This window comes from Adhaeribacter swui (assembly GCF_014217805.1).
GTDB lineage: Bacteria > Bacteroidota > Bacteroidia > Cytophagales > Hymenobacteraceae > Adhaeribacter > Adhaeribacter swui.
The window spans coordinates 56,059-77,205 of record NZ_CP055155.1 but is presented as its reverse complement, the minus strand read 5'-3'; the positions used below and the strand labels follow the sequence as shown (position 1 = coordinate 77,205).

Sequence of the window (21,147 nt, the reverse complement as noted above, 5' to 3'; positions counted from 1 at the left end):
TTCCGTACTTCACTCTCTATTAATCCGTAGTTAAGCCACATCTCAATTTTAACCCACTCGTAAACTAATACTATTTACTTTCTTTTCCTTAAGAATGTATGGTGGGCTTATTAGACAGTATTTTTGCAGAAAAGAAAATAGAGGGCTTCAGTCAAAATGAAGTTTATGAACATCTTAGCTTCATCAATGAAATTATTTTGCAGGAGCGGCTAACAAGTCGTCAAGCACAATACCTGAAATGGAAGGCTAAGTTAAATCAGCGCCTATTAGATTTAAATAGACCACTCTAGTTTTTATTTCGCGTACGTTGTTTAATATACTTAGTATATAGGCTAGAAATTACTAAATTTTTAATTCGTTTTTCGCTATTTAGGTTAGTATATTAGGGGTAAATTGATTAGTTATCTTTAATGACGAGCCTTTTAACTAAAGATGAAGGCAATTTTGCCCACATCCTGCCAGCCCAACAAGAACGGGTAAAGCAATATAAGGTAATAATTGGAATACACATTATTACCGGGTTTACCAGTTTCTACGAAGCTTATCAATTCGCCTTGCACCGGTATTATCCTCGCAACTTCTTAGTTGTTGACTATTGGCACTTGCCAGAATAATCAACATTTTTTTACTTACGAACCTTTTTCCAACGGATTTGCTGCCACAATCTCTAACGATTCCTGGCTGCAGTTAAATTTTTAAACAGTCTGTTGTTAATAATGTACTAACCTAGCTTCGATTTGTTAATCTTAGTGTCCAAACCATCCACTGAGCCCTTACTTTATTTATGGCTGACTAACCAAGCAGTCTTTTAAAAGTAATCCTGTTAGTACGTTCTTATATGTCAATGAATTTCCTTACATTTATTTAATTTATAATCAGCCTCTTCAAAGATCCTGCGCAAGTAAAAAATGATCCAACTGAGAGACAGGACAAGTAGCCCTAATCAAATTACATCCTCTTAATCGAGTATTGCCAAGGGTGCACAAATGCGTTATTTCTACTAGTAAGTCTTACTAATATTACTTTCTCTGGAAATAACTATTATAATGCGTTCATTGACTTCTAATAAGCCGGCGTTATAAATTAATTATTCACCTTAATAATAGCTATGGCCTTGCTCCACAAAATTTTAGTAGTCGATGATGATGATATTTCCCTCTTTTTGGCGACTAATCTCTTAAAACTGTTGACCGTTGACGTAGAGGTACAAACTGTTAGCGGAGCACAACAAGCCTTAGACTATTTACAAGCCGCCTCCCAATCAGGTTCTTACCCCGAACTGATGTTAGTAGAAATAATTATGGAGCCAATGAACGGTTTTGAATTCATGCAAGCCTATAGAGATTCCAACCGACTCAATCAGTTACCTATCCAAATTGTTTTTGTTAGCTCCAATCGGCAATATCGGCATTTAGAGCAGGCTCAAAATTTTCTTGACCTTGATTTTATTGAAAAACCCCTGACACCCAAGAATCTCGCTAAATATCTAGCCTGATTGTGTCACACTGAAAAGTTATTCTATGGCAAGGATTAATTTTTCGACGGTAAGCGGTTTTTCCATGTATCCTACGATCGGAAACCGCAACGCTTTTCTTACATCAACGGGATTAACAGAAGAAGTTAAAACCACAATATGCAAGGGTAGTTTAGCTAATGGGGTGTCTTGTATTGCATTCAGAAATTCAAATCCATCCATTACCGGCATGTTAATGTCGAGTAAGATCAAGGTAGGGCAACGTTCAATAAAACAATGTTCGTGGAGGATTGTTAAAGCCTCCTGTCCATTATTTGCGTATAGTATTTGCCGGTTGGCAATCGTACTTTTAATAATGCGAGTCATCAAAAAATGCGCAGTAGAATCATCATCCACGATCAACACTTTATCTACTGAAATCATATTAGAGGGGTGTTTTTAGTCAAAAGGTTATTTATTTTAACTAGCAAATTATCAAAACACACTTGATTTTCAGAGTAGACTTTCTTACAACTTGAAAGCTGGAGCATGTTCTAAATTTCTGCTAATGATTTAGGAATTAAACTAGTGACTTTAAAAGTTGCAGGCCTTTTCTTGCCCGGGATTTAACCGTTCCTAAGGGCAGACTTAGCTTTTTAGCTATTTCACTTTGGGAGTACCCCTCGAAATACATCAAGTCAATAATCGTTTTATTTTCGGCTGGTAATTTGTCCGTCAATGTTTTTATGCCAATATGATCTGGCCTAAAGGTGTGGCAGCAATATTTTTCGACCCGAGCGTTGATTAACAACGCCCTAGTTTTCTTGCCTTCTAAATAGCTGCGGGAACGTATTTTATCAATGGCTAAATGGCGCACAATGCTAACCAACCAAGTAAAGAGCTTGCCTTTACTACTGTCGTACTGATAGAAGGAATGAAAAATTTTTAGAAAGGCTTCTTGCAACAGATCCTCCGCAACTACGCGGTGTTTGACAATGCGGAGTAAAACACCGTAAAGAACCGGAGAGTAAGCATCGTATAAGTAGGAAAAGGCCTTGCAATCCGCCTGTTGCAAAAGTGCAACTAAGTTTTGCTCTCTGATTTTAAGAACCGGAGAACAAACAGGTGGCCTTTCTATGACAAGGACATGAGTAGGGGTTAGAGCCAAAATATAAAGGAGCTATTGGTTCGAAACTATTATTTATTTTTCCAATAGCTGTTATGCCATAGGGCCCAATACCTCTCCTGCTATATTGCCTCTACAAAAAAGAAACGTGGTATTTAGTTATACGTAGGTAAAAATAAAGGTTGTAGCATTCACTCTCTTAAATTCTGCAATGCGCAACAAATTTAAATTTTGGTCATTTCTCACCATGAAATTCAGCGTGCAACATAACCACTTCGCCGCGTGGCTTGAACAACATCGCTGCTATTTTTTTCCAGTGCAGCAGGGAAGCATGGATGTAAATGACGCAGAATATTCGTTATTAGAAAATACGGCGACCAATAAAAAAGCCTTACTGGTGGTAAGGCTTGATGGGATTGACTTATATGCTAAAACTAGGCGCGTTTTACATTCACCGCGTTGAGTCCTTTTTTTCCTTCCTGCAGATCAAAAGTTACCGCGTCGTTTTCCCGAACATCATCCATTAAGCCGGAAACGTGGACAAAATAATCTTGATCTGAATTTGTTTCTTTGATAAACCCGAATCCTTTCTGGCCATTAAAGAATTTTACTACTCCGTTATTCATGTGTTATAATTAGTTATACTTCTACCACATTACTTACTCCTTTTAAGTTCATTATTTTTTTACAACTTCAACTTAAAATTTTACAATAAGCTACCGCGGTATTTTTCTGCTTGCAACCGGTACGCTTCCGGACCGAACTTCTGGAGCATCCGGTAATGGGATTGCAACGCCCGCCAGAACGTCGCATTCTCCAGGTAGGGCAGATTAAACTCCCGCGCCGTTTGCTTGATAATAGCCCCGATGGCGGGATAGTGTATGTGACAAACCTTGGGAAACAGGTGGTGCTCAATTTGCTGGTTCAAGCCCCCGAGTAAGAAGCCCGCCACTTTATTGCCCGTGGCAAAGTTGGCGGTGGTACGCAGCTGGTGGGCCGCCCAAGCTTCTTCTATGTTTCCTTGCGCGTTGGGTACCGGGAAGTCGGTCCCTTCTACCACGTGGGCCAGCTGAAAGACCAAACCCATAACAAATCCTTCCGCCAAGTGCAAGGCTAAGAAGCCAATTATAAACTGCCACCAGGTAATATCCAGCACCAGTAAGGGCAAGACCATATACAGGCCATAATAAAGGGCTTTATAGAAGAACAAATTAAAATACTCTTGTTTGGGGTGGTTCAAAGTGGGGTGTTGCCCGATTTTCTTTTGAAAGAATTTTACGTAATCCTTCCGGAAGACCCACGACAAAGAAGCCAAGCTATAAAGACCAAAACCATACAGGTGCTGAAACCGTTGCAGCTTATTTACTTTCTCGGCGGTATCTAAGCGGATCAAACCCGGCGCGATTTCAATGTCTTCGTCGTGTCCGGGAATATTGGTGTAGGTATGGTGTACCACATTGTGGGTCAGGTTCCAAACGTACGGACTTGCTCCAATAAAAGGGAAAATAAAACTAAGGGCTTTATTGATCTTGTTATTACGGGAAAAGGAACCATGCAGGGCATCGTGGCCAACATTAAACCCCAGACCGGCGTGACTCACGCCCAAGAGCACGGCCAGCCCGAACATGGCGCCGGCGCTAAATTGATTGGACAGGATCAGCCCGTAGAGCCCCAAAGAAGCCAGCATGTAAAAAAAGGCTTTGCGCCACATGGCCCCGTTGGCGTGTTTGGAAATACTTTTTTCCTGAAAATAATCTTCTACGCGTTGGCGAACGGTGCTAAAGAAAGGAGCATGGGTACTATTTAAAAACTTAACTTTTTGATTCATAAAACGATACTATTCTTTCCTTGCAACGTAAATAACGCCCCCGGGTTCGTTCGGTGTTTAGTGAAGATATAATGGCCGGAGCATAACTCTCCCTAAAAAGAGTAAGCGACAGCTATCGCAGTGCCCGCATCATCCGTATAAAGTCCGCGTATTTTCAACTAGTTTTCCCATAAGACTACATTAAGAATATTTAAGCTCAACAGAAGCCTTGCTTTGCCCTTAGAACTGTGGTTATATTTGCATAAACAGAGCGGTCTTTTCAAGCAGTCAAATTTATTAATTGGGGAATTTCCGGTTTATCTACTACTTCTGCCGTATAGGTAATTCCACCTTATAGAACCCCTTCCTTATGCTTCCTTCCAAACCAATTTTACCCGCCGAGCAAATGGCGAACGTTCAACAACAACTCTCGGACCTTGATTTTACCCGCCGCCAATTGTTCCATTTTGTGCCAACGGAACATAACTTAGTGATGACCTTTACTTTGCCCGATGGTCAGCCAGTTAACGTGCCCATCGAAAACCCTTATAAAACCCGGATGTTGTTGGCCGAAGTGCGCACCTACTTAGGAGAACAGGAACTCTTACAGGAACGCCAATTAAACCGTCTGAAAGCGCAATTATAAAGATTATACCGGATTATGAATGCTATTAACAAACATTGGGAAGCTGATCCCAATGCGCCTTGGCAACAGAATCTATTTGGATCCGTGGATATTAGGACAGAACAAGCGGAAGAAACCTTAATTGCTAGTTACTGGCCCTGGAAGGAAAGTTGGCAATGGCGTATCTATGTCTTTAACAATGTACCGGATATGCAGGAATCCGGTACGTGTGCTACCGAAGAAGCCGCCCGGCAAGCCATTCAGTATTATATTAGCTTGACTCATTAATATTGGAAGCACCAGTAAGTATTATAGCTCACCACTACCACCTAAAACCACCTTATCCCTTATGAAAGCCGAGCAAGCTAAAAGTATTGCCGAAGAAGCTATCCGATTAGCCAATGAAGCAGAACTAAAAGAATTAGAACCGTTATTTAACGATATTAAACAAGCCGCTAGTACGGGGAAAACGAGCATAATGGTCGAGGCGCTTTCCCCTTTAATCCGCAAACACCTCAGCAAACATGGGTATACCGTTCGGCCAGCAATCAAACCACAGAAAGCTATACGATTGATTGGGCGAATCCGCATGATCCTGCCCCATAAATCAATTAATAGTGATAATTTAAATTTATAACCACTTTTATGTAAAAAGCTTCCCTCCTGCTCGTTCAGCCAAGTCCTATAAGTAGGATTATGTAAAATCAGGCACAATTAAACAAAAGGCACTAGATTTTATTCTTTTTTAAAGGAGAAATAGATTTGGTGTGTTTAAAACTATTTTACTTATATTCCTTCCTTTTTACGCTTCTGCTGGTATGTTTCATCCCGCAGCTCTTTGGTCTTATTTAGTTAGCTATGCTACACTTAAAATGGCACTATCCGCAGTTATGCAAGCAAAGTGCGATTCATATCCAACTTATAATTAAAAGTTTTATTTTCTGCTTGTTCTTCCTTCTAGCCTTAAGCGGGCATAGCCAAAATGAAGCCTCTATTTGGTATTTAGGTAAAGGCTATGGCCTTCAATTTGACCAAGCAACACCTAAGATTGTTCAAAAAGGCCCCTTAGAGGAGGGAGCGGCCGCTACCTATTCTAATCCAGCTGGCCAAGTACTGCTTTATGCTAATTACAGGGGTGTTTTCAACAAGGACAACGTACTACTAGAGAATGATACCTGGCAACCATTAACTTCCAGTCCGATTTATATCATTCCTAAACCCGGCTCCCCTTCCCTCTTCTATATTTTTTATGTGGGTCCTAATACAGCTAGTTCATTTGCAGAGTATTCGGTCAGGTATGTTACCGTCGATCTTACCGCGAATGGTGGACAGGGAGCAATCATTGAAAAACTTACCGTTCTCTATAAAGATTTACATGGCTCTTTTACCATCTCTGGCCAATGTGTAAATAATACTTACTGGTTGGTAGGAGAAACCAATACGAATGTTACCAGCCAAAAAGTAGATCAGTTGCTAGCTTTTAAGATTACCCCGGATGGAGTAAGTTCCCGGGCCATTCGCTCCGAACCCGTGCCCATTGGCAATTCTAGTAATTTAAAACTCTCTCCCAAAGGTGACAAAATTGTTTTTGGTTATGATGGCATACCCGGATACGAAGGAACCGGATTAGCAGATTTTAATGCCGCTACCGGAGAAGTAGCAAAATCCTTTGTCTTGGAAAGCCGGGGATTCGGCATGGAGTTTTCTGCTTCAGGTAATAAATTGTACCTCCTTGATTTTAGCGGGAAAAAACTATGGCAATTTGATATTAGTTCCGGTAACCAAGTGGCCATTTTGGCTTCTAAGAAGTTGATTTATGATGGCCCAGTTCAGTTAACCAGCCCCCAGCTAGCTCCCGATGGTAGAATTTACTTTACCCAACCAGAAAATACCCGCGCGTTGGCAGTTATCAATTACCCTGAACGAGATGGTACAGCCTGTGATATGGTTCCTAATGCGCTTATTCTACCTACTGATGTTTATCCATTCCTTCCTACTTTTGCTGCTAATTTTTTATACAGCTTTCCAGGAAAGCCGGACGCCGGTCCAGATAAAGAAATCTGTCCCAGTCAGCCGGTCAAGCTGGGAGGCACTCCCAACAGGAACTACACCTACCGTTGGGAGCCTGCTACTTATTTGAGTGATCCGGCTTCACCTACTCCGGTTTTCTTATATCCCAATGCCATTACCCAAAAGAAAGACTTTGTTTATACCCTTTATGTAAATGATGGGCTTTGCGAATTGGCCGATGGAGTAACCATTTCGGTGATGCCCACACCTGAAAAAGAAAAAATTACAGGCAGTCAGTCCGTATGCCCGGGAGTAGAAAAAGTAGATTACAGCGTTATTAAGCGAGAGGGATATACTTATCGGTGGGCGGTTTCCGGAGGGCAGCTTATTAGCGGACAAGGTACCGCAGCCATTCAAGTAAATTGGGGTCCATCTAACACTCAGGCGCAAGTGAGCTTAATTATTTTAAATGAAAGCGGCTGTGAAAGTGAGCCAATAATCCTACCAGTACGCATCAATGTAGTCTTGATACCCGAAAAGCCTCAAGGTCCAGAATTAATATGCCAGAATCTAGCGTTCAATCAACTTTATACTGTTACCTACACGACAGGCTCTTTGTATACCTGGGGAATTCAAGGGGGGGTTATTACTTCGGGGCAAGGAAGTAACCATGTTACTGTTGATTGGTCTGGATTAGGTAACCACCAGTTATGGATTCAGGAGCAGAGCACCACCGTAGACACTGTCTGTTACGGGGTGTCAGACACGCTGATGGTAAAGGTATATCAGGATAATACCACTATAACTATTGAGAACATTAGCTTAAACCCTCAAGATGAAAAACAAGTGCAAATAAGCTGGTCCAGTTCTGACAATGATCGCCTGCAGGAACCATTTGATTTGTACCGCCGGGAGTATGGAAAAAGTAATTGGCACCTGATCAGCGATTCTGTTTCTTTCGTAACTCCAATTCTGGATGGTGGCCTGAATTCAGACGAGTTTGTCTACGAATACCAGATTAGTACGAGGAATGGCTGTCAACAAATTATTACGAGCAACCAGCATCATACTATCCAGCTCCAAAATAAGAGTGGTGAAGAAGATAAAAACATTACGCTCAGCTGGAACGCATATGAGGGTTGGCCTAACGGAGTGGAACGGTATGAAATTTGGCGGCGGCTAGATCAAGAATCAGATATGAAACTCGTAGGTCAGCTGCCGGGTAGTTTGCTGACTTTTGCTGATCTTTCTACTATCGATGGGTTTGAACATGTGTATTGGGTTAAAGCTATAGCGAAAGGTAGTTCTTTCGCATCCTGGTCTAATTCTATCCAATTAACTTTTAAGCATCCCTTACTCCCACCCAATGTTTTTACACCTAATAACGATGGAGTAAATGACTTGTTCGAAATTCGTAACTTGGAACTCTACCCGGCTAATCAATTAAGAATTTACAATCGCTGGGGTCAAGAAGTATATAAAGCTTCCGGTTATAAGAATAATTGGTCTGCGGAGAACGTAACGGAAGGCACGTATTTTTATCAACTCCTACTTCTTAACTCCGGTCAACAGATCAAAGGTTGGATAGAAGTTGTTCGCTAAAACTACTTCTATCCCTCTTTTGCAGGACTTATGGTGCTAAAGTAGCAACATCTTGCATGTAAATAAGTGAATGGCTACTAACTGAACATCGCCTTTTTTCATTGGCTTATAACCACTTTTATGTTCAATAGAAATTGCACATTCTTCTATCTTCCCTTTTATATAATCAGTTCCTGTTTCTTGCTTAACTATTTTCTTATCCAGCTATAAGTTCACAGGCAAAGTAGCAATCGACTTAAAATAGCAATTAAAAGAAATGGTTTACCCGATTACTAGAATATATTATAAACTAGATATGGACAACCAGCGTAATTATTTATCCATTTTACAAACCACAAACGCTCGTTTATGATTTGTAAAATGGGTAATTTTTCGTATTTTTAATACAAGATGGAGAAGAAGTACGTAGCTTATTACCGGGTGTCCACGGCCAAGCAGGGGGCTAGCGGTTTGGGGTTGGAAGCACAGCAATACGCCGTGGCCAGTTTCTTGAAAGGCCAGAAGATTACCAGTGAATTTATTGAAGTGGAAAGCGGGAAGAAAAACAACCGCCCCCAGCTGATTGCGGCCATCGAGCAAGCCCGAAAAATTAAAGGCACATTAGTAATTGCCAAGCTGGACCGGCTGAGCCGAAACGCTTCATTTATTTTTACCCTGAAGGATAGTGGGGTTGATTTTGTCTGTGCCGATATGCCGGATGCCAACACTTTAACGATTGGCATTTTTGCGGTGCTGGCTCAACACGAACGGGAGCTGATCAGCAGCCGGACTAAAGCAGCGCTTCAGGCCAAGATTGCCCAGGGCGCTAAACTGGGGAGTCCCCAAAATTTAACTTATGCAGACCGGGTAGCTGGTGCCCAGGTATTAAAAGAAAGAGCATTAACTAATCAGAATAATAAACGGGCGGCCGCGATGATTAAACTTTACCGGAAGCAAGGATTAAGCTGGATGGGTATTGCCGCGCAATTAAATGAGGATGGTTTTCGGACCAGCCGGGGCCGGGAGTTCCAAGCTGTGCAGGTGCAAAGGATTTATAACAGAATGATGCTTATATAATACGCAGTATAATTGTAAAACAACGCCTTCACGATTATACTACGTATTATATAGTTCATTACAGAAAAAAAATTACTTGTTAAATCTAGGTTTGTTCTTAGGCTCAATATTGCTAGTAGTAGATGTTTTCGTTAGAATGGTATAACCAAGCCCTACGGAAAACCAAGATTTTCCCTGATAGCGCCAATCTATGTTTTCTTTCTTGGATAGGTAATCCATGCCAGTGAAAAGACCTACTTGAACATTATCAAACTCAAGTAATAATCCAAAAGAAGGAGTTACTGCAAATCTATCTGTATTTGCTTTCAAAGCTCCATCTGTTGAGGCACTATCTAAGGTAACAGAGGTAACCCCAAAGCCAAGCATTGCATTTAGAAAGTTGTCTGTATGCTTAGCTATTCTCCATCTAACTCCTATAGTTGGCCCCAAAGTAAAGTCTTTGTTGAAGTCAAAATTGTTGAATCTAACTTTTATAGGAATGATAGCTGTTCCAGCCGTAAGAGTAGTTTTCCATCTAATGTAGCGCGGAATTGCTTTATTTTTCAAGTTCGCAATGGAAACCCGAAAGTATTTTCTTTCACCTTTTGTATCTCCGCTATAAGTATAGTTAAATGTTTTTGATAAATTGCTTTTGTCAGCCCAATCCCAAAAATAGATAATTACACTTGTGGCATCAACTTGGTCAAAAACATAAAAACTAGAATTAGTAGGGGCTGCTATTTGCTTTGTTACATCTGCAACATTACCATTGATGTCACATTCCGTTACTTTAGTGCTTGAGGTAAAAGTATAACTATGGCCTATTCTGATAACATACCCATCATCAGGGTCGTCTTGTGCCAGAGTTATAAATGGCGTTACCATAAGTACACTAAATAATGCTAGGAGGAAAGTTATAGATTGTTTCATAATTATAAGATGATTAAGTGAATCTTTAATTATGAAGTTATTCTACATATCCTTAAATACTGATTATCAATAATTTGTTACCTATTCTATTAGCTAATACAAAAAATTACTATGTAAATGACCACTCTTTCCCAACTCCGCCTACACGATTGGTACTCCTTCCGGATGGAGATGAGCCGGTATTGCCGAAAGCACTTACTTAAGCGGTGGAAGGAAGTTAAAGCCAAGCATTACGTTTATTTTATTTTCGACCAGGAACCAACCTCGGCGCACGTCCGGCCGGTGTACATTGGGTGTACCAGTTCCCTTTATTGGCGCCTGGTGAAGCACTCCCGCAAAATAGCCGGTGCCAGCTGGGTTTATTTTAAGGAGTTTACCAGTAAAGAAGAAGCGTTACGCTATGAGAAGCGGAGCATTAAATTATGGAAGCCCCGGTTAAATATAAAGTATTCGGACTGGTGGCAATTGGATTTATTAGAATAAAACCCTTTTCCTCCCTTTTGTAAAACCATGAGCAATAAACACGTGCTTCGCTCGGTGGCCATGGCCGCTCAGATATGGATTGATCAACAGGTAAAATACTGGTACCCGGTTTTATCAGAAGAAGAATACAAAAGGGAAGAGAAGTGCCGGCAGGAAAGAGCAATAAAAAAGGCTAATGTTACTTAGCCTTATACGTTAAATCTTCACTTTTATCTTTGGTGGCATCCGTGTAAGTAAAGGTTTTCTCCTCCAGCAAGGTGCCATTCCGGAAAACAGAAAATTTCATAGTCATAGTGGCCGGGGCATCTTCTACCGGTGAGAAATCCGTTAAAGCGGAAATCTTTAATTCCCGAACATTGGAAGCCTCCACCGAAAAGCCAGCGGTATTTAAATCATCCCCGATTAAAGCAGCTGGCACGATATCATTGGTGCCACGGTATTTAAACTCCCCGCCGCTAATGGTCAGGATTTTAGTAAATTTCTGGTAATCGCCTGACTGAGAAAAATCTACCCGAAAAGTGGCGGTTTCATCTACCGGATCCGGATCATCCTTTTTATCGGAACAACCGGCTAAAAACAAGGTAAAAAACAACAATCCGAATAAGTAATTTAAAGTTTTCATATTGCTAAAAGTAAATGGTTAAAGCCTAAACGTCTTTTGTTGGCTTGTCGTGTTATTCTTTGGATGAATAATGTCATTAAAATCTTTGAAGGGTACCCCGTTGCTTTGGCCGGTGGCCTTATGCACAGTAATTCCGGACCTTATACCGGAGGCGGTTTCGAAAGCTTTCAGACTAATTTTATCTATTGCGATTTCAAACTCTTTGCCTGGTAGTTTAAATAATAAGCTGTCGGCTTTCTTCTCGGGCAAAGGAATATTTTTATTGCTCAGGTGTACGGCCATGGCGATATCGTACATCTTGCCTTGGTAGTCATTATCAAATATGGTGTGCTTTTTGGCCTCGGGCCAGTAGCTAAGCGCTGCTTTCATCTGGCTCTTAGCTATACCGCCGCCGAAGCTGATAAAGGCTGCATTCTCTACGTCCAGCTTATTTTTATAAAGTTGGTAGAAGCTCATTAAATCAATCGGGTTTTCACCAAAATAGACATGCAGCGTTCGCTCTGGCTTACCGGCAAAATCAGCAATCCACATCCCGTTTTGGCGGTCACTGCCGGCGGCTACACCCTTAAAGCCATAGTTCCTTAAATCCCACCCAACTACTTCATTACTTCCGGGTTTAGTTAAAGGAAAGCCTATGTTTTCGTATGGCCGGCCGCTGGCCTGGGCAGTATCTTTAACCAGGTTGATAAATGGGGCAAAGTGTTTAATTGTTTCCGGGTCCAGGCCCCGCTCCTGCGACAGATAGTGCAACTTAAAGAGAGAAGATTTAGCCACTTCATAACGGCGATGGTCAAAATTTCTTGACTCAGGAACATGGTAGTTTCTTGCTGGAGCAGGCCCTTCATTGGCGTAGGATTGCAGCACCTTATTAATGCCTACAATCTCGTGCTGAAAAGAAACGTTAAAGCGGGTTAGCCGGTTTTTTACAAAAGCGATCACATCGCCCCGGTCATTGGTACCATCACGGTTATAGTAAAGCTCCTTCACCGGGTCAATCAAAACAGTATCCCCATCGGCGTGTTTAAACTCCAACGGGTTACGGCCTTTTTTCAAGTTAACCTGGTAGCCTAAAGATTCTGCTACCGACGTAATGGGAATGCGCTCTTTATATTCTTGAAAATTCATGGCCAGCAGGTTTACATTTTAATAGTGGTCCGTGGTGTTTCCTTGATACTAAATTCTTCCAGCGGTAAATTGGGCTTTATGCCTGGCGCCTGCTCCATAGATTGCTCCCGGGTAAGTAGTTTGTAGCCGCGGGCTTCGTTTAAGTCCAGGCGAATAACAAAGCCTTCTTTAGCACTCTTGCCCTCCAGCTCAATGGCCTGGCCTTGTTTTAATTGTTCTTTTTGCTCCGAGGAAATAGCGATGCCCTGAATAAAATTAGGAACCTGAATGCTGTTTACCCGGGCTGAAAGGAGCTCGTTGGTTTGTTTATCTAATTGGTAAAGATGCGGCTCCACGCTCCCATTGAAAGTTTTAGCTTCCTTAATAATTATTTCCCCTTTAAGAAGCTGCTCCCATTGCGCCGGAATAGCGCCAATGGTGTTTTTAGGCTGGTTTTGTATCGGGTGTACATTCAATGAAACCGTATTATCCGGGTTGCGGACCAGGCTTAATTTTACTTCGGCTTCAATTGGGTTTATTCCATTTCCTAAAGCAATAGTTAAAGGTATCAAGTTCGTTCGACCGCCATTTAGCATGCTGGCTAAATCCTGGGGATTCATTTTAATAACGTCTCTTTTGCTCATACCCAACTGCTCAAATTGAGAATAAGGCAGGTCTTTTATGTCGAACTTCATAGAAAATATTATTAAATGTATATTTTTTTAGTGTAATTAAGTAAATATACAAATTCGCCCTAAATAATAGCTATTATTACGTAACAAATGATATTTGTATATTTTTTAATGTTAAAAATTATATTTATATACATTAAAAAGATATTAAAATGAAACTCTCTTTACTTTTAATTCTTTTCTTTTTAATTGCTTCTTCGACCCAGGCGCAATTTAACACGGTTAAAAAGCAGAAGCCTTTGTTAGAGATACAGGCAGACACGGTAAACCAACCAGGTACAACATCAAATCCGGAAAATTTGCCTAAACCCGCCTCCGTAAAGCCAGATTATCTGGCCGCCTCCATGCCGCTCACCGCTCCGTACATTAATAGTGGCTACGGTAACCGGATGGATCCATTAACCGGGAAAACCAGGTTTCACGCGGGCATTGATTTTAAAGGAGCTTCGGATTCAGTAATGGTAATTTTACCCGGCAGGGTTAGTAAGGTGGGTTATTCTGGTGGGCTGGGGAACTACGTGGAAGTAACCCACGCTGATTTTACTACGGTGTATGGCCACCTGTCAGGTATTGCAGTAAGGGAAGGGATGTATATCAAAGCCGGCACTCTGATTGGGTTAACGGGTAGTACCGGCCGCAGCACCGGGGATCACCTGCACTTTGCCCTAAAATATAAAGGCAGGATTGTTAACCCTACCCCTTTTTTAGATGAAATTTATCGCGCTACCGAACTCAACTACCGCAGAAAAATAACGGCATTGGGTAACAATTAATCTTCTTTGGTTTCCATTAAATTAATGATTTCCGCTACCTCTTCTGTTTTTTCGGCCAGGTCGTTTTTTAAAACTTTCAGCCGCTCCAAGGCAATCTTATTGTAAATGGTATTACCGGGCACATCTTCCCCACGCTTAATTACTTCAAACTGATCGGCAAAAAGCGAATAAGCCAGAAAGTGCCCATCGAAATAATTTACCAGATCCAGAAGCAGCTCCAGGCTTCCCCCCGATCCCTTTTCAAACCGGGATATCGCATTTTGCTGCACATTTAGCGATTCAGCTATGTCTTTTTGCGTGAACCCTAATGTCTTTCTAAAGGTCTGCAACCGTTCTCCGATTTCTGGTAGCGTTAATTTCATGCGTAGAAATAATCTTTAAGTGATTCCATTTCTTTATTGATTCTGGCGAAGTTTTTTTCTAATGTTTTATCCCGCTCCGACGGTGTTCCAAAATTATAAAAGATTGGCGTATTTATGTATAATTCCTCTTCTTTTGCAATCTGTTTTACATCTAAATTCACTTTACAGTTATACGTACTGTTTACGTGCTGGCCATCGTAATTATTGCTATCAAGTGCCACTTGCCCAACGACTTCCCCGGCAGATAAGGTAGCAATTTTTGAAGCAGGAATCAAGGGGCCCATCTCTTCATTCATAGAAATAGATGTCCGGCTCCGATCGATGCTAACCCCCTGCTTCTGTTGCCTTACTTTGCCAAAAAGTTTTTCCAGCCAATCCAAAGTATCTTTGTTCCGCACCGACCCGGAAATAACATTGGCAGCGACCGAGCAGATAGTATCAGCCGCTTCCCGGCCGTACTGTTGCTTCAACTGCGGCAACTCCTGAAGGCCTAAAAGAACGGCTATTTTATTGCTTCTGGCAGTAGCAATCAAGTTTTCTACCTTATGCACGTACAAGGTAGGAGATTCATCTATGAGCAAGCCACAGGGCAGGTTCCCCTTTGAATTTATAAGCTTGGTCATGCGGTTTAATATCAGGGCGTTGCAGGCGCTATTAATACTCTGGGTGGCCGGGTCATTGGCAATGATTAAAATAGATGGGTTTTTAGGATCCGTTATTTTTAAATTAATATCATCCCCGGATAAAACCCAGTAAGTTTCCTTGGTGGCCAGGCGGCCCACGTTAATCCGGAGCGTACCTATCTGGCCCTCCAGCTGATCAAAAGCTTTATTCTTATACGCGGACCGGAAAGGGGCAAGCAAACTGGTTAACTGCGGCTCAGAAAAAAGCATTTCAAAAATCTCATCATAACTTAAATTGATAAAAGACAGCACGTGCGGGAAGGTAGAATATTTACCGTCCTGGTAGCGGCTTAAAAAAAAGATGCAACTGGCCAGAAAGTTTACCGCCGACTGGGTAAAAAACTGGGCGGCGCCGGACTCTTTATCATTCTTGGTTAAGCTTTGCAATAAGGCCTCCGCGGTTTCGGTGGCATCGGCCAGGGTGGGTAGATACTCCGGTTTTAATGGGTTAAACCGCCGGCTATGTTCTACGCTGTTAAAGTTGATGGTGTGAAACTTAAAATCTTTCATTATGCCCTTTTTCTTATTAACCAGGTAATGGTAATAAGCCACTTTGCCTAAGTCCGGAAACTTGAAATCATACAGGGCCATGGTAAAACCTTTTGCCATCATTTGCTTGATAAAGGGCACTACCACTGAAAAAGATTTACCCGAGCCGGGTGTACCAATCAGCAGCGTAGCACGGAAAGGGTTTACAATGTTGATGAAACCGGGGTTTATCTTCTTTTTATAGTAAAAGAGCATGGGTATGTTTACGCTGTATGGCGTGTTGATCAGCTCCTGGCTTTGCTCAAAAGATTCATTCTCGACGTTGAATTTATCTTTCATCAGCCCGCTTTGAATGTGCTTGGAAATATTATCCAGGGCAATATTGATCAGCACCGCGCCGATAAGTGAGCAAACCATATACACGGCCTCCGTAGTGGTTACCCCATCAAATAAAATCTTACTGCTGGGATGGTAATAAAAGTAGCCACTGCCAAAAAAGAAAATAAACCCGAAGAACAAGGGTAGGTAAACGTGTTTCACCGGATTGTACTCCAGATCCTTTCGGGCTTTGGTGCCAATGGCCACGATCAAAATCAAAAAGAAAGTAAAGGCTTTGGATAGATAGATGTGCTGGTAAATGGTTATCCGCTGCAGCCGGTGGAGCACCAGACGGAAGCTCTCCGTAAATGCCGCATCCTGTAAAAAGTATACTATAAACTCCACAAACAGCGTGAAATAAACCACCGCCTGCAAAAAGGCGTAAATCTTTTTTTGTTCGCTTGATTCTTCCATCGTTTTATCAGAGAGTATCGGCTTTTAAAACATCTTTATAGTCTATTTTCACGGAAATCGTGCGGCCGCTTACCTGTTTTTCAGCTACTTCTATGTTAAATACTTTTTCATCCGGGAAGGTGAATTTCTGAAACACAAATACATTGCGGTACTTATGTTTAAAGCTGTCCAGGTACTGCAGCTGGTGCACGGGGTGTACTTCGAGTTGCTGGAAGTTGGTGGCCTTCACCTGTTTTTTACCTTCGATTTTAAAGCGGATCTGGTCTATATCATATTTGATATTACTTTTATTTCGCATCGACACATCAATAAAAAAGTAGTCTCCGATAGTATAGATATTATTTACCGTCGCTACCATTTTATTGCTTCGGGAAACCGCCACATTCTTTTTAGGTTGCCGTTGGATGGCCAGAAGGGAAAAGCGCTTCATATCCTGCTGGCTCATGGATACGCCGGGGTTTAAATAATCATCTACCAGCGTTGGGTCAATTCTAACTTCTGTGGATGCTTGGTTGGTAGCCGCGTAGCTGAGTTTATACTGGACCATGTACCGTTCCCCCACGATGGTAACAATGCCGGGTTTAGCGTTGGCGTGCTTGGGCTTTATCCGGAAAATATTATCCACCGGTATATCGCCGGCAATTTCATCTGTGGAAATATCGACGTACTTGATGGGCTCCGGGCTGATAAAGTGCGTGGAAATACTTTCGTTCACATAAATAACCGGAGTGGTTTTAGTTTGGCAGAAACCGGGAAGGCCGATAGCCAACGCGATTAAAACAGATAAGATGTTTTTCATTTTATTTCTTGGCTTTATTATCAATTAAGTAAACTACAGTGTTGTATTTGAGCTTGGCCTTGTTCTGCCGGGCCGAACGACTAACGGCCCTGGTAGTGGTTTGCGCCATTTTCTCCAGCATAGAAAAAACCATTTGATTGGTGTTGTCGGGGCCATTGTCCAGGTTGATACTTTGGCCGCTGGTGGTGTTGGAGGCAAGTTCTTTGGTAAACTCCCGGAACTGCGAGGCTGGAACGTACAGGCCACCCAAACCATCGTTATCATAAATACTCAGGTTCACCGGTATAATCTGGTTACCGTAAAGCAGCGAACTGATTGTAATTTCTACCCGCTGCGCCGAAAACCCGCTTACAATGCCGTAGAGGTAACTCCCCTTTTCGATTTCGTAATCACTCACGTAAATATCATCCAGCAGCCGAACCCGGATCCGGCCACCTTGCCTTAATTTTAAACCTTCATCCAAAATAGCTTTGATGAATTGTTCCGGGCCATCATTTTTAACCGTGTTAAAGTAAGCGGTGTTGGGGTTCGCTGTTTTGCGAACAGCCATTGCTTCCGAAACTTCTTCTTTGGGCGATACTGGTTCTTGCATGCGATTTTGCAGAGTGGGTTTTGCCGGAGCTTCAGAGGCCTTGCCCAAACTATCAATGTATTTCATCTGGGCTTTAAACAGGCGCATTTCCCGTTCTTCGGGCGTTTCTATTCGGCGGGGTCGGGAGCGGGCACCGGGGGAAGATGCCAGGTAACGGCTGCGGTCTGTGCGCTGCCGTTTTTCCACCTGCCCCATAAAGTCAGCATTGGGTTTATTGGTCAGCGCAGCGGTGTTCATGCTGTCAATAATCCTTTTTTCTTCTTCTGTGTAAACGCTGCGGTAAGTGCTCTCGGGGGCTTGTTCCTCTTCAATTTCCCGGACTGCCGAATAATCCCGGTCGTGTTTATGTTCTGCTAACCCGGCGCCCAGTTTATTGTTAATGTCTTTTTTTGCTAGTTCCGGGTCCGGTAGCGCCGTTATGATTTGTTCTTCTTCCTGTAAAGTGTGCTTCGGATCTTTCGCCTTGGCCGCAGGAAAGAAATCCAGACATACCCAGTTGATGATGCAGATAAATGGCAGCACAATGATGGGGAGCACGTACTTCGGTTTTTTAAAATCAATCTTGTTCATCTAAAATACGGTTTAGGTCTTTATCAATTTCTTTTAGTAAAAGGCTGTCTTTGGCGGTGATACTATCCGGATTAATGGCGCTGGCTTCCCGGTAAGCATCCAATACATCTATCATATCCGAACCAAGGGAATGCCCCGGCTTTGTTACGGGTTTATGGGGAAGGCTAAGCTTATCGGAAATAAAATGTATGGAGCCGGCATAAGAATTTTTATGGGTTGCTTTGGAAATGAGCAGCGCGGCCACCGCAAAGAGCAGGATAATAAACATGCCGGCAATAATCCGCTCCGGGTACCGGGCCGCATATTGCTGTACCCGTTCCCGGGCGTTAGCATACCAATCAAAAAGGTGGCTAAAAGGATTTCTTGGCTTCATGCTCCAGGTCTTTATTTATGACGGTTTTCCAGTTTTTGATAATAAAGCCATGGGGGTTGTTTTCGGTGCGTGGCACATCCTGTAAGTCGCCTTCCGTTACCAGCAAGCGTTTAAGAATGGAAGTTTCCCGCTCTAAGCGCTGCTTGGCGTAGTAGCGAAAATGACGGTTCGCATCAATTACAATGCTATCGGTTTGAATGGTTAGCAGCGCAGAGCTGGCCAGGATGGAGTTGTAGTACCCTTTTTCTTTTAAGTTATTGTACTGGGCCAGGCCGGTTTCATCCACCAGGTACATTGCTTTCGTCAGGTTATTTTTAATATAAGCATCATCCGGGGGCAGGGTGAAAAATAAGAGGTGGAACATATTAATATGGCTTTCCATTTCTACCTGCCGGTTTACCCCTAAATTGGTTTGCTGCACCAGAAGAGGTACGTTATGATCGAGCACGTATATTTTTTTGCGCTGGTCATTGATCAGCGAATAGGCAAAGAAGCAAACAAAACCAACGACTGCCAGGCTGGTAATAAAGCTGCCGACGCTTACGGCAAAAGCTAATTTTATCTTGTTTTCTAATGTTTTAATCATGGTTTTATGGGATTAAAAGTTTACTGCATCATCCGGCCCGATGTCATGCCGCCGCGGACTACGGAGCCGATGGCCTGGCCTACCCCGGAAGTATTAATGATCCAGGTAGAAATTACCGGAATACAAAGCATGGCTAAAGCGGCGATTACCAGGGAGACAATGTAAAAGCTGATGTTGGCGCTGGAGTAAGAAACGTAGGCAATAAAGAGCTCTTCGTTTTCCAGAATAGCTTTCAGCACCTCTATTTCCCGTTCCTGCGCGTAGCGGATAATCACAAAGGAGATCGACATGACGATGTAGGCAATGGTAGAATAAAGGCCCACGGAAATGTATCTGCCAATCCAGGTAAGGTAAGAATCCCGGAAGCCGGGGAGAATGCTCATGGCAAAGGAGAACGGCCCCAGAATGACTAGAATAGCCGCAAAAATGATTTGTAAAAGGAACACCAGGTAGGTGCAAATCTGAAAGATGACAATAACAATGTATTCCACCATCCGCATAATAGCAAAGTTGATTTTTGCCATCAGCATCAGGTAGTAGCCTTTCATTTTATGAAACAAAGGCTCCAGGTCGATGCCCATTTTCTCGTACCAATCTTTATCCTGCGTTTCACCTTCCACCTGGTCGAATTCAGCGCTACTCTCGGACATTTTCTTAGCTACCTGGTCAATCAACCCTTGCCGCTCCACGTGCATGTGCTCCACGTTATCAATTTGCATTTCGTACATGCCTTTGGCGGTATCATTCACCACTGTAATCGGAAAATTTACCACGTCGATAAACTGGCTCCAGAGCACAATCACGAGCAGCAAAGCAAATGGCCGGAGCAACGGCATAATCTCCATGGTTTTATCTCCTGCCATCATTTTATAAGCTTCCATGGCGAAGTACAGCAGCATAGCAATGGCGGCCAAGGCCTGGGCATCCGACAAAAAGGAAAAAGACAATTCCGCTATATCCAGATAAAGCGTATTGAAAAGGTCAAAAATATTCCGGTCTATGAGCTCCCGCATTGCTTTATTTATTTAAGAGTTTATTACTAGTTTTAAATAGGTTAATGAGCCGGCGATAGTAGCCGCGTAGGGTGGTTAAATCCGTTAGGGCTACCCGGAACTGCTCTGCTTTTTTAGCGTCGTCCTGGTAAGATTCTTTGGTGAGGTCAATGTCGGATTTGATACGCTCCTGTTCGCCTCTTAAGGCTAGCAGCATATCTAAATCTACCCCCGCCAGAACAGCTTCACCCTGTAGCAAGGCAAGGTCCTGGTTCAGCTTTTTTATTTTGTTTTCATAAAGCAGGTAAAAGTTTTTATTCAGGCTGCGGTCAGCCAGCTTGAACATTTCCTGATTATAGAGTTCGTCCACCCGCTCCTCTTCTTCTTCGGCGGCCGAAGCATTTATGCGGGTCAGGGCCATAATCGGCATCAGTTGTTTGATGTTGCGGCGATCGGGCCCTTTGCGGTATTTGTTATGAAATAAAATGAAGTACCATTTCGGGTTGAATTTATTCCAGCGGGTTACTACTTCCCTTTCCAGCTGATAGCGGGTATTGGGGCTTTTAACGGGCACCGGTGGGGTCTGGGCTTTTACCTGAAACAAGGTCAGCCCGAGTAAACAAATAAGGATGGCTGGCTTTCCCATG

26 protein-coding genes are annotated in these 21,147 nt (G+C 42.6%); 10 read left to right on the top strand and 16 right to left on the bottom strand.

The genetic code is table 11. The annotated features are described in order from the left end of the window. The first annotated feature begins 410 nt into the window (after nt 1–410). Nucleotides 411–614 (top strand): hypothetical protein, encoded by a 204-nt coding sequence (locus tag HUW51_RS01060; protein WP_185269941.1) that lies wholly within the window; start codon nt 411–413, stop codon nt 612–614. Between the two features lie 494 nt (nt 615–1,108). Continuing rightward, nucleotides 1,109–1,495, top strand: a complete 387-nt coding sequence (locus tag HUW51_RS01055) for a response regulator (protein ID WP_185269940.1) — start codon at nt 1,109–1,111, stop codon at nt 1,493–1,495. A gap of 18 nt (nt 1,496–1,513) precedes the next feature. On the opposite strand, the gene HUW51_RS01050 is transcribed toward HUW51_RS01055, so the two are convergent. The 4 genes from HUW51_RS01050 to HUW51_RS01035 form a co-directional block, all read right to left on the bottom strand. Then, nucleotides 1,514–1,897 carry a response regulator gene (locus HUW51_RS01050; RefSeq protein WP_185269939.1) on the bottom strand — a complete coding sequence of 128 codons (384 nt, stop codon included), beginning with the start codon at nt 1,895–1,897 and terminating at the stop codon, nt 1,514–1,516. Nucleotides 1,898–2,033: 136 nt separating this feature from the next. Further along, nucleotides 2,034–2,528 carry an RNA polymerase sigma factor gene (locus tag HUW51_RS01045; RefSeq protein ID WP_228466575.1) on the bottom strand — a complete coding sequence of 165 codons (495 nt, stop codon included), beginning with the start codon at nt 2,526–2,528 and terminating at the stop codon, nt 2,034–2,036. 485 nt (nt 2,529–3,013) lie between these two features. Further along, on the bottom strand, nt 3,014–3,205 hold the full coding sequence (locus HUW51_RS01040; RefSeq protein WP_185269938.1) for a cold-shock protein: 192 nt from the start codon (nt 3,203–3,205) through the stop codon (nt 3,014–3,016). A gap of 80 nt (nt 3,206–3,285) precedes the next feature. After that, a complete protein-coding gene (locus HUW51_RS01035; protein ID WP_185269937.1) occupies nt 3,286–4,407 on the bottom strand; it encodes a fatty acid desaturase family protein in 1,122 nt (373 codons plus the stop codon). A 349-nt stretch (nt 4,408–4,756) separates the two neighbouring features. Here HUW51_RS01035 and HUW51_RS01030 point away from each other — a divergent pair, with 349 nt between their 5' ends. The 5 genes from HUW51_RS01030 to HUW51_RS01010 all read left to right on the top strand — a co-directional run bounded on the left by HUW51_RS01030 (nt 4,757) and on the right by HUW51_RS01010 (nt 9,679). Then, complete coding sequence (locus HUW51_RS01030; protein ID WP_185269936.1) at nt 4,757–5,032, top strand: hypothetical protein; 276 nt, start codon at nt 4,757–4,759, stop codon at nt 5,030–5,032. Between the two features lie 15 nt (nt 5,033–5,047). Next, on the top strand, nt 5,048–5,299 hold the full coding sequence (locus HUW51_RS01025; RefSeq protein ID WP_185269935.1) for a hypothetical protein: 252 nt from the start codon (nt 5,048–5,050) through the stop codon (nt 5,297–5,299). Between the two features lie 61 nt (nt 5,300–5,360). Next, on the top strand, nt 5,361–5,648 hold the full coding sequence (locus HUW51_RS01020; RefSeq protein ID WP_185269934.1) for a hypothetical protein: 288 nt from the start codon (nt 5,361–5,363) through the stop codon (nt 5,646–5,648). A gap of 221 nt (nt 5,649–5,869) precedes the next feature. After that, nucleotides 5,870–8,623 (top strand): T9SS type B sorting domain-containing protein, encoded by a 2,754-nt coding sequence (locus tag HUW51_RS01015; RefSeq protein WP_185269933.1) that lies wholly within the window; start codon nt 5,870–5,872, stop codon nt 8,621–8,623. Nucleotides 8,624–9,013: 390 nt separating this feature from the next. Continuing rightward, entirely contained in the window at nt 9,014–9,679 is a 666-nt protein-coding gene (locus HUW51_RS01010; RefSeq protein WP_185269932.1) for a recombinase family protein, read from the top strand. 72 nt (nt 9,680–9,751) lie between these two features. Here HUW51_RS01010 and HUW51_RS01005 read toward each other — a convergent pair whose 3' ends face one another. Continuing rightward, the gene (locus HUW51_RS01005) at nt 9,752–10,588 is read right to left on the bottom strand and encodes a hypothetical protein (RefSeq protein WP_185269931.1); all 837 of its coding nucleotides are present in this window, start codon (nt 10,586–10,588) and stop codon (nt 9,752–9,754) included. A 117-nt stretch (nt 10,589–10,705) separates the two neighbouring features. Between HUW51_RS01005 and HUW51_RS01000 the strand changes: the two genes are divergently transcribed. After that, nucleotides 10,706–11,071, top strand: coding sequence for a GIY-YIG nuclease family protein (locus HUW51_RS01000; protein WP_185269930.1), 366 nt, complete (start codon nt 10,706–10,708; stop codon nt 11,069–11,071). Between the two features lie 27 nt (nt 11,072–11,098). After that, complete coding sequence (locus tag HUW51_RS00995) at nt 11,099–11,257, top strand: hypothetical protein (protein WP_185269929.1); 159 nt, start codon at nt 11,099–11,101, stop codon at nt 11,255–11,257. On the opposite strand, the gene HUW51_RS00990 is transcribed toward HUW51_RS00995, so the two are convergent. From HUW51_RS00990 to HUW51_RS00980, 3 genes are read right to left on the bottom strand one after another with little or no spacing between them, the layout of a single operon-like run. After that, nucleotides 11,250–11,693, bottom strand: a complete 444-nt coding sequence (locus HUW51_RS00990; protein ID WP_185269928.1) for a beta-barrel fold lipoprotein — start codon at nt 11,691–11,693, stop codon at nt 11,250–11,252. The genes HUW51_RS00995 and HUW51_RS00990 overlap by 8 nt on opposite strands. Nucleotides 11,694–11,711: 18 nt before the next feature. Then, nucleotides 11,712–12,818, bottom strand: a complete 1,107-nt coding sequence (locus HUW51_RS00985) for a DUF3991 domain-containing protein (RefSeq protein WP_185269927.1) — start codon at nt 12,816–12,818, stop codon at nt 11,712–11,714. A gap of 11 nt (nt 12,819–12,829) precedes the next feature. After that, nucleotides 12,830–13,492 (bottom strand): DUF4099 domain-containing protein, encoded by a 663-nt coding sequence (locus HUW51_RS00980; protein ID WP_185269926.1) that lies wholly within the window; start codon nt 13,490–13,492, stop codon nt 12,830–12,832. Between the two features lie 149 nt (nt 13,493–13,641). Here HUW51_RS00980 and HUW51_RS00975 point away from each other — a divergent pair, with 149 nt between their 5' ends. Beyond that, nucleotides 13,642–14,262 carry a M23 family metallopeptidase gene (locus HUW51_RS00975; RefSeq protein WP_185269925.1) on the top strand — a complete coding sequence of 207 codons (621 nt, stop codon included), beginning with the start codon at nt 13,642–13,644 and terminating at the stop codon, nt 14,260–14,262. Here HUW51_RS00975 and HUW51_RS00970 read toward each other — a convergent pair. From HUW51_RS00970 to HUW51_RS00935, 8 genes are read right to left on the bottom strand one after another with little or no spacing between them, the layout of a single operon-like run. Next, nucleotides 14,259–14,624: a helix-turn-helix domain-containing protein gene (locus HUW51_RS00970; protein WP_185269924.1), complete on the bottom strand. Its 366-nt coding sequence runs from the start codon at nt 14,622–14,624 to the stop codon at nt 14,259–14,261. The two genes, HUW51_RS00975 and HUW51_RS00970, sit on opposite strands and share 4 nt — an antisense overlap. After that, nucleotides 14,621–16,588: a type IV secretory system conjugative DNA transfer family protein gene (locus HUW51_RS00965; protein WP_185269923.1), complete on the bottom strand. Its 1,968-nt coding sequence runs from the start codon at nt 16,586–16,588 to the stop codon at nt 14,621–14,623. Before HUW51_RS00965 ends, HUW51_RS00970 begins: the two co-directional genes overlap by 4 nt. Before the next feature lie 7 nt (nt 16,589–16,595). Next, nucleotides 16,596–17,387: a conjugative transposon protein TraN gene (traN, locus tag HUW51_RS00960; protein ID WP_185269922.1), complete on the bottom strand. Its 792-nt coding sequence runs from the start codon at nt 17,385–17,387 to the stop codon at nt 16,596–16,598. 1 nt (nt 17,388) lies between these two features. Continuing rightward, nucleotides 17,389–18,549, bottom strand: a complete 1,161-nt coding sequence (traM, locus tag HUW51_RS00955) for a conjugative transposon protein TraM (protein WP_185269921.1) — start codon at nt 18,547–18,549, stop codon at nt 17,389–17,391. Next, a complete protein-coding gene (locus HUW51_RS00950) occupies nt 18,536–18,922 on the bottom strand; it encodes a hypothetical protein (RefSeq protein ID WP_185270020.1) in 387 nt (128 codons plus the stop codon). Before HUW51_RS00950 ends, traM begins: the two co-directional genes overlap by 14 nt. Continuing rightward, the gene (gene traK / locus HUW51_RS00945; protein ID WP_185270019.1) at nt 18,900–19,508 is read right to left on the bottom strand and encodes a conjugative transposon protein TraK; all 609 of its coding nucleotides are present in this window, start codon (nt 19,506–19,508) and stop codon (nt 18,900–18,902) included. The genes HUW51_RS00950 and traK overlap by 23 nt, the downstream gene beginning before the upstream one ends. Before the next feature lie 20 nt (nt 19,509–19,528). Further along, nucleotides 19,529–20,521: a plasmid transfer protein gene (locus HUW51_RS00940; RefSeq protein WP_185270018.1), complete on the bottom strand. Its 993-nt coding sequence runs from the start codon at nt 20,519–20,521 to the stop codon at nt 19,529–19,531. 4 nt (nt 20,522–20,525) lie between these two features. Then, nucleotides 20,526–21,146: a hypothetical protein gene (locus HUW51_RS00935; protein WP_185270017.1), complete on the bottom strand. Its 621-nt coding sequence runs from the start codon at nt 21,144–21,146 to the stop codon at nt 20,526–20,528. Nucleotide 21,147: the final 1 nt, after the last annotated feature.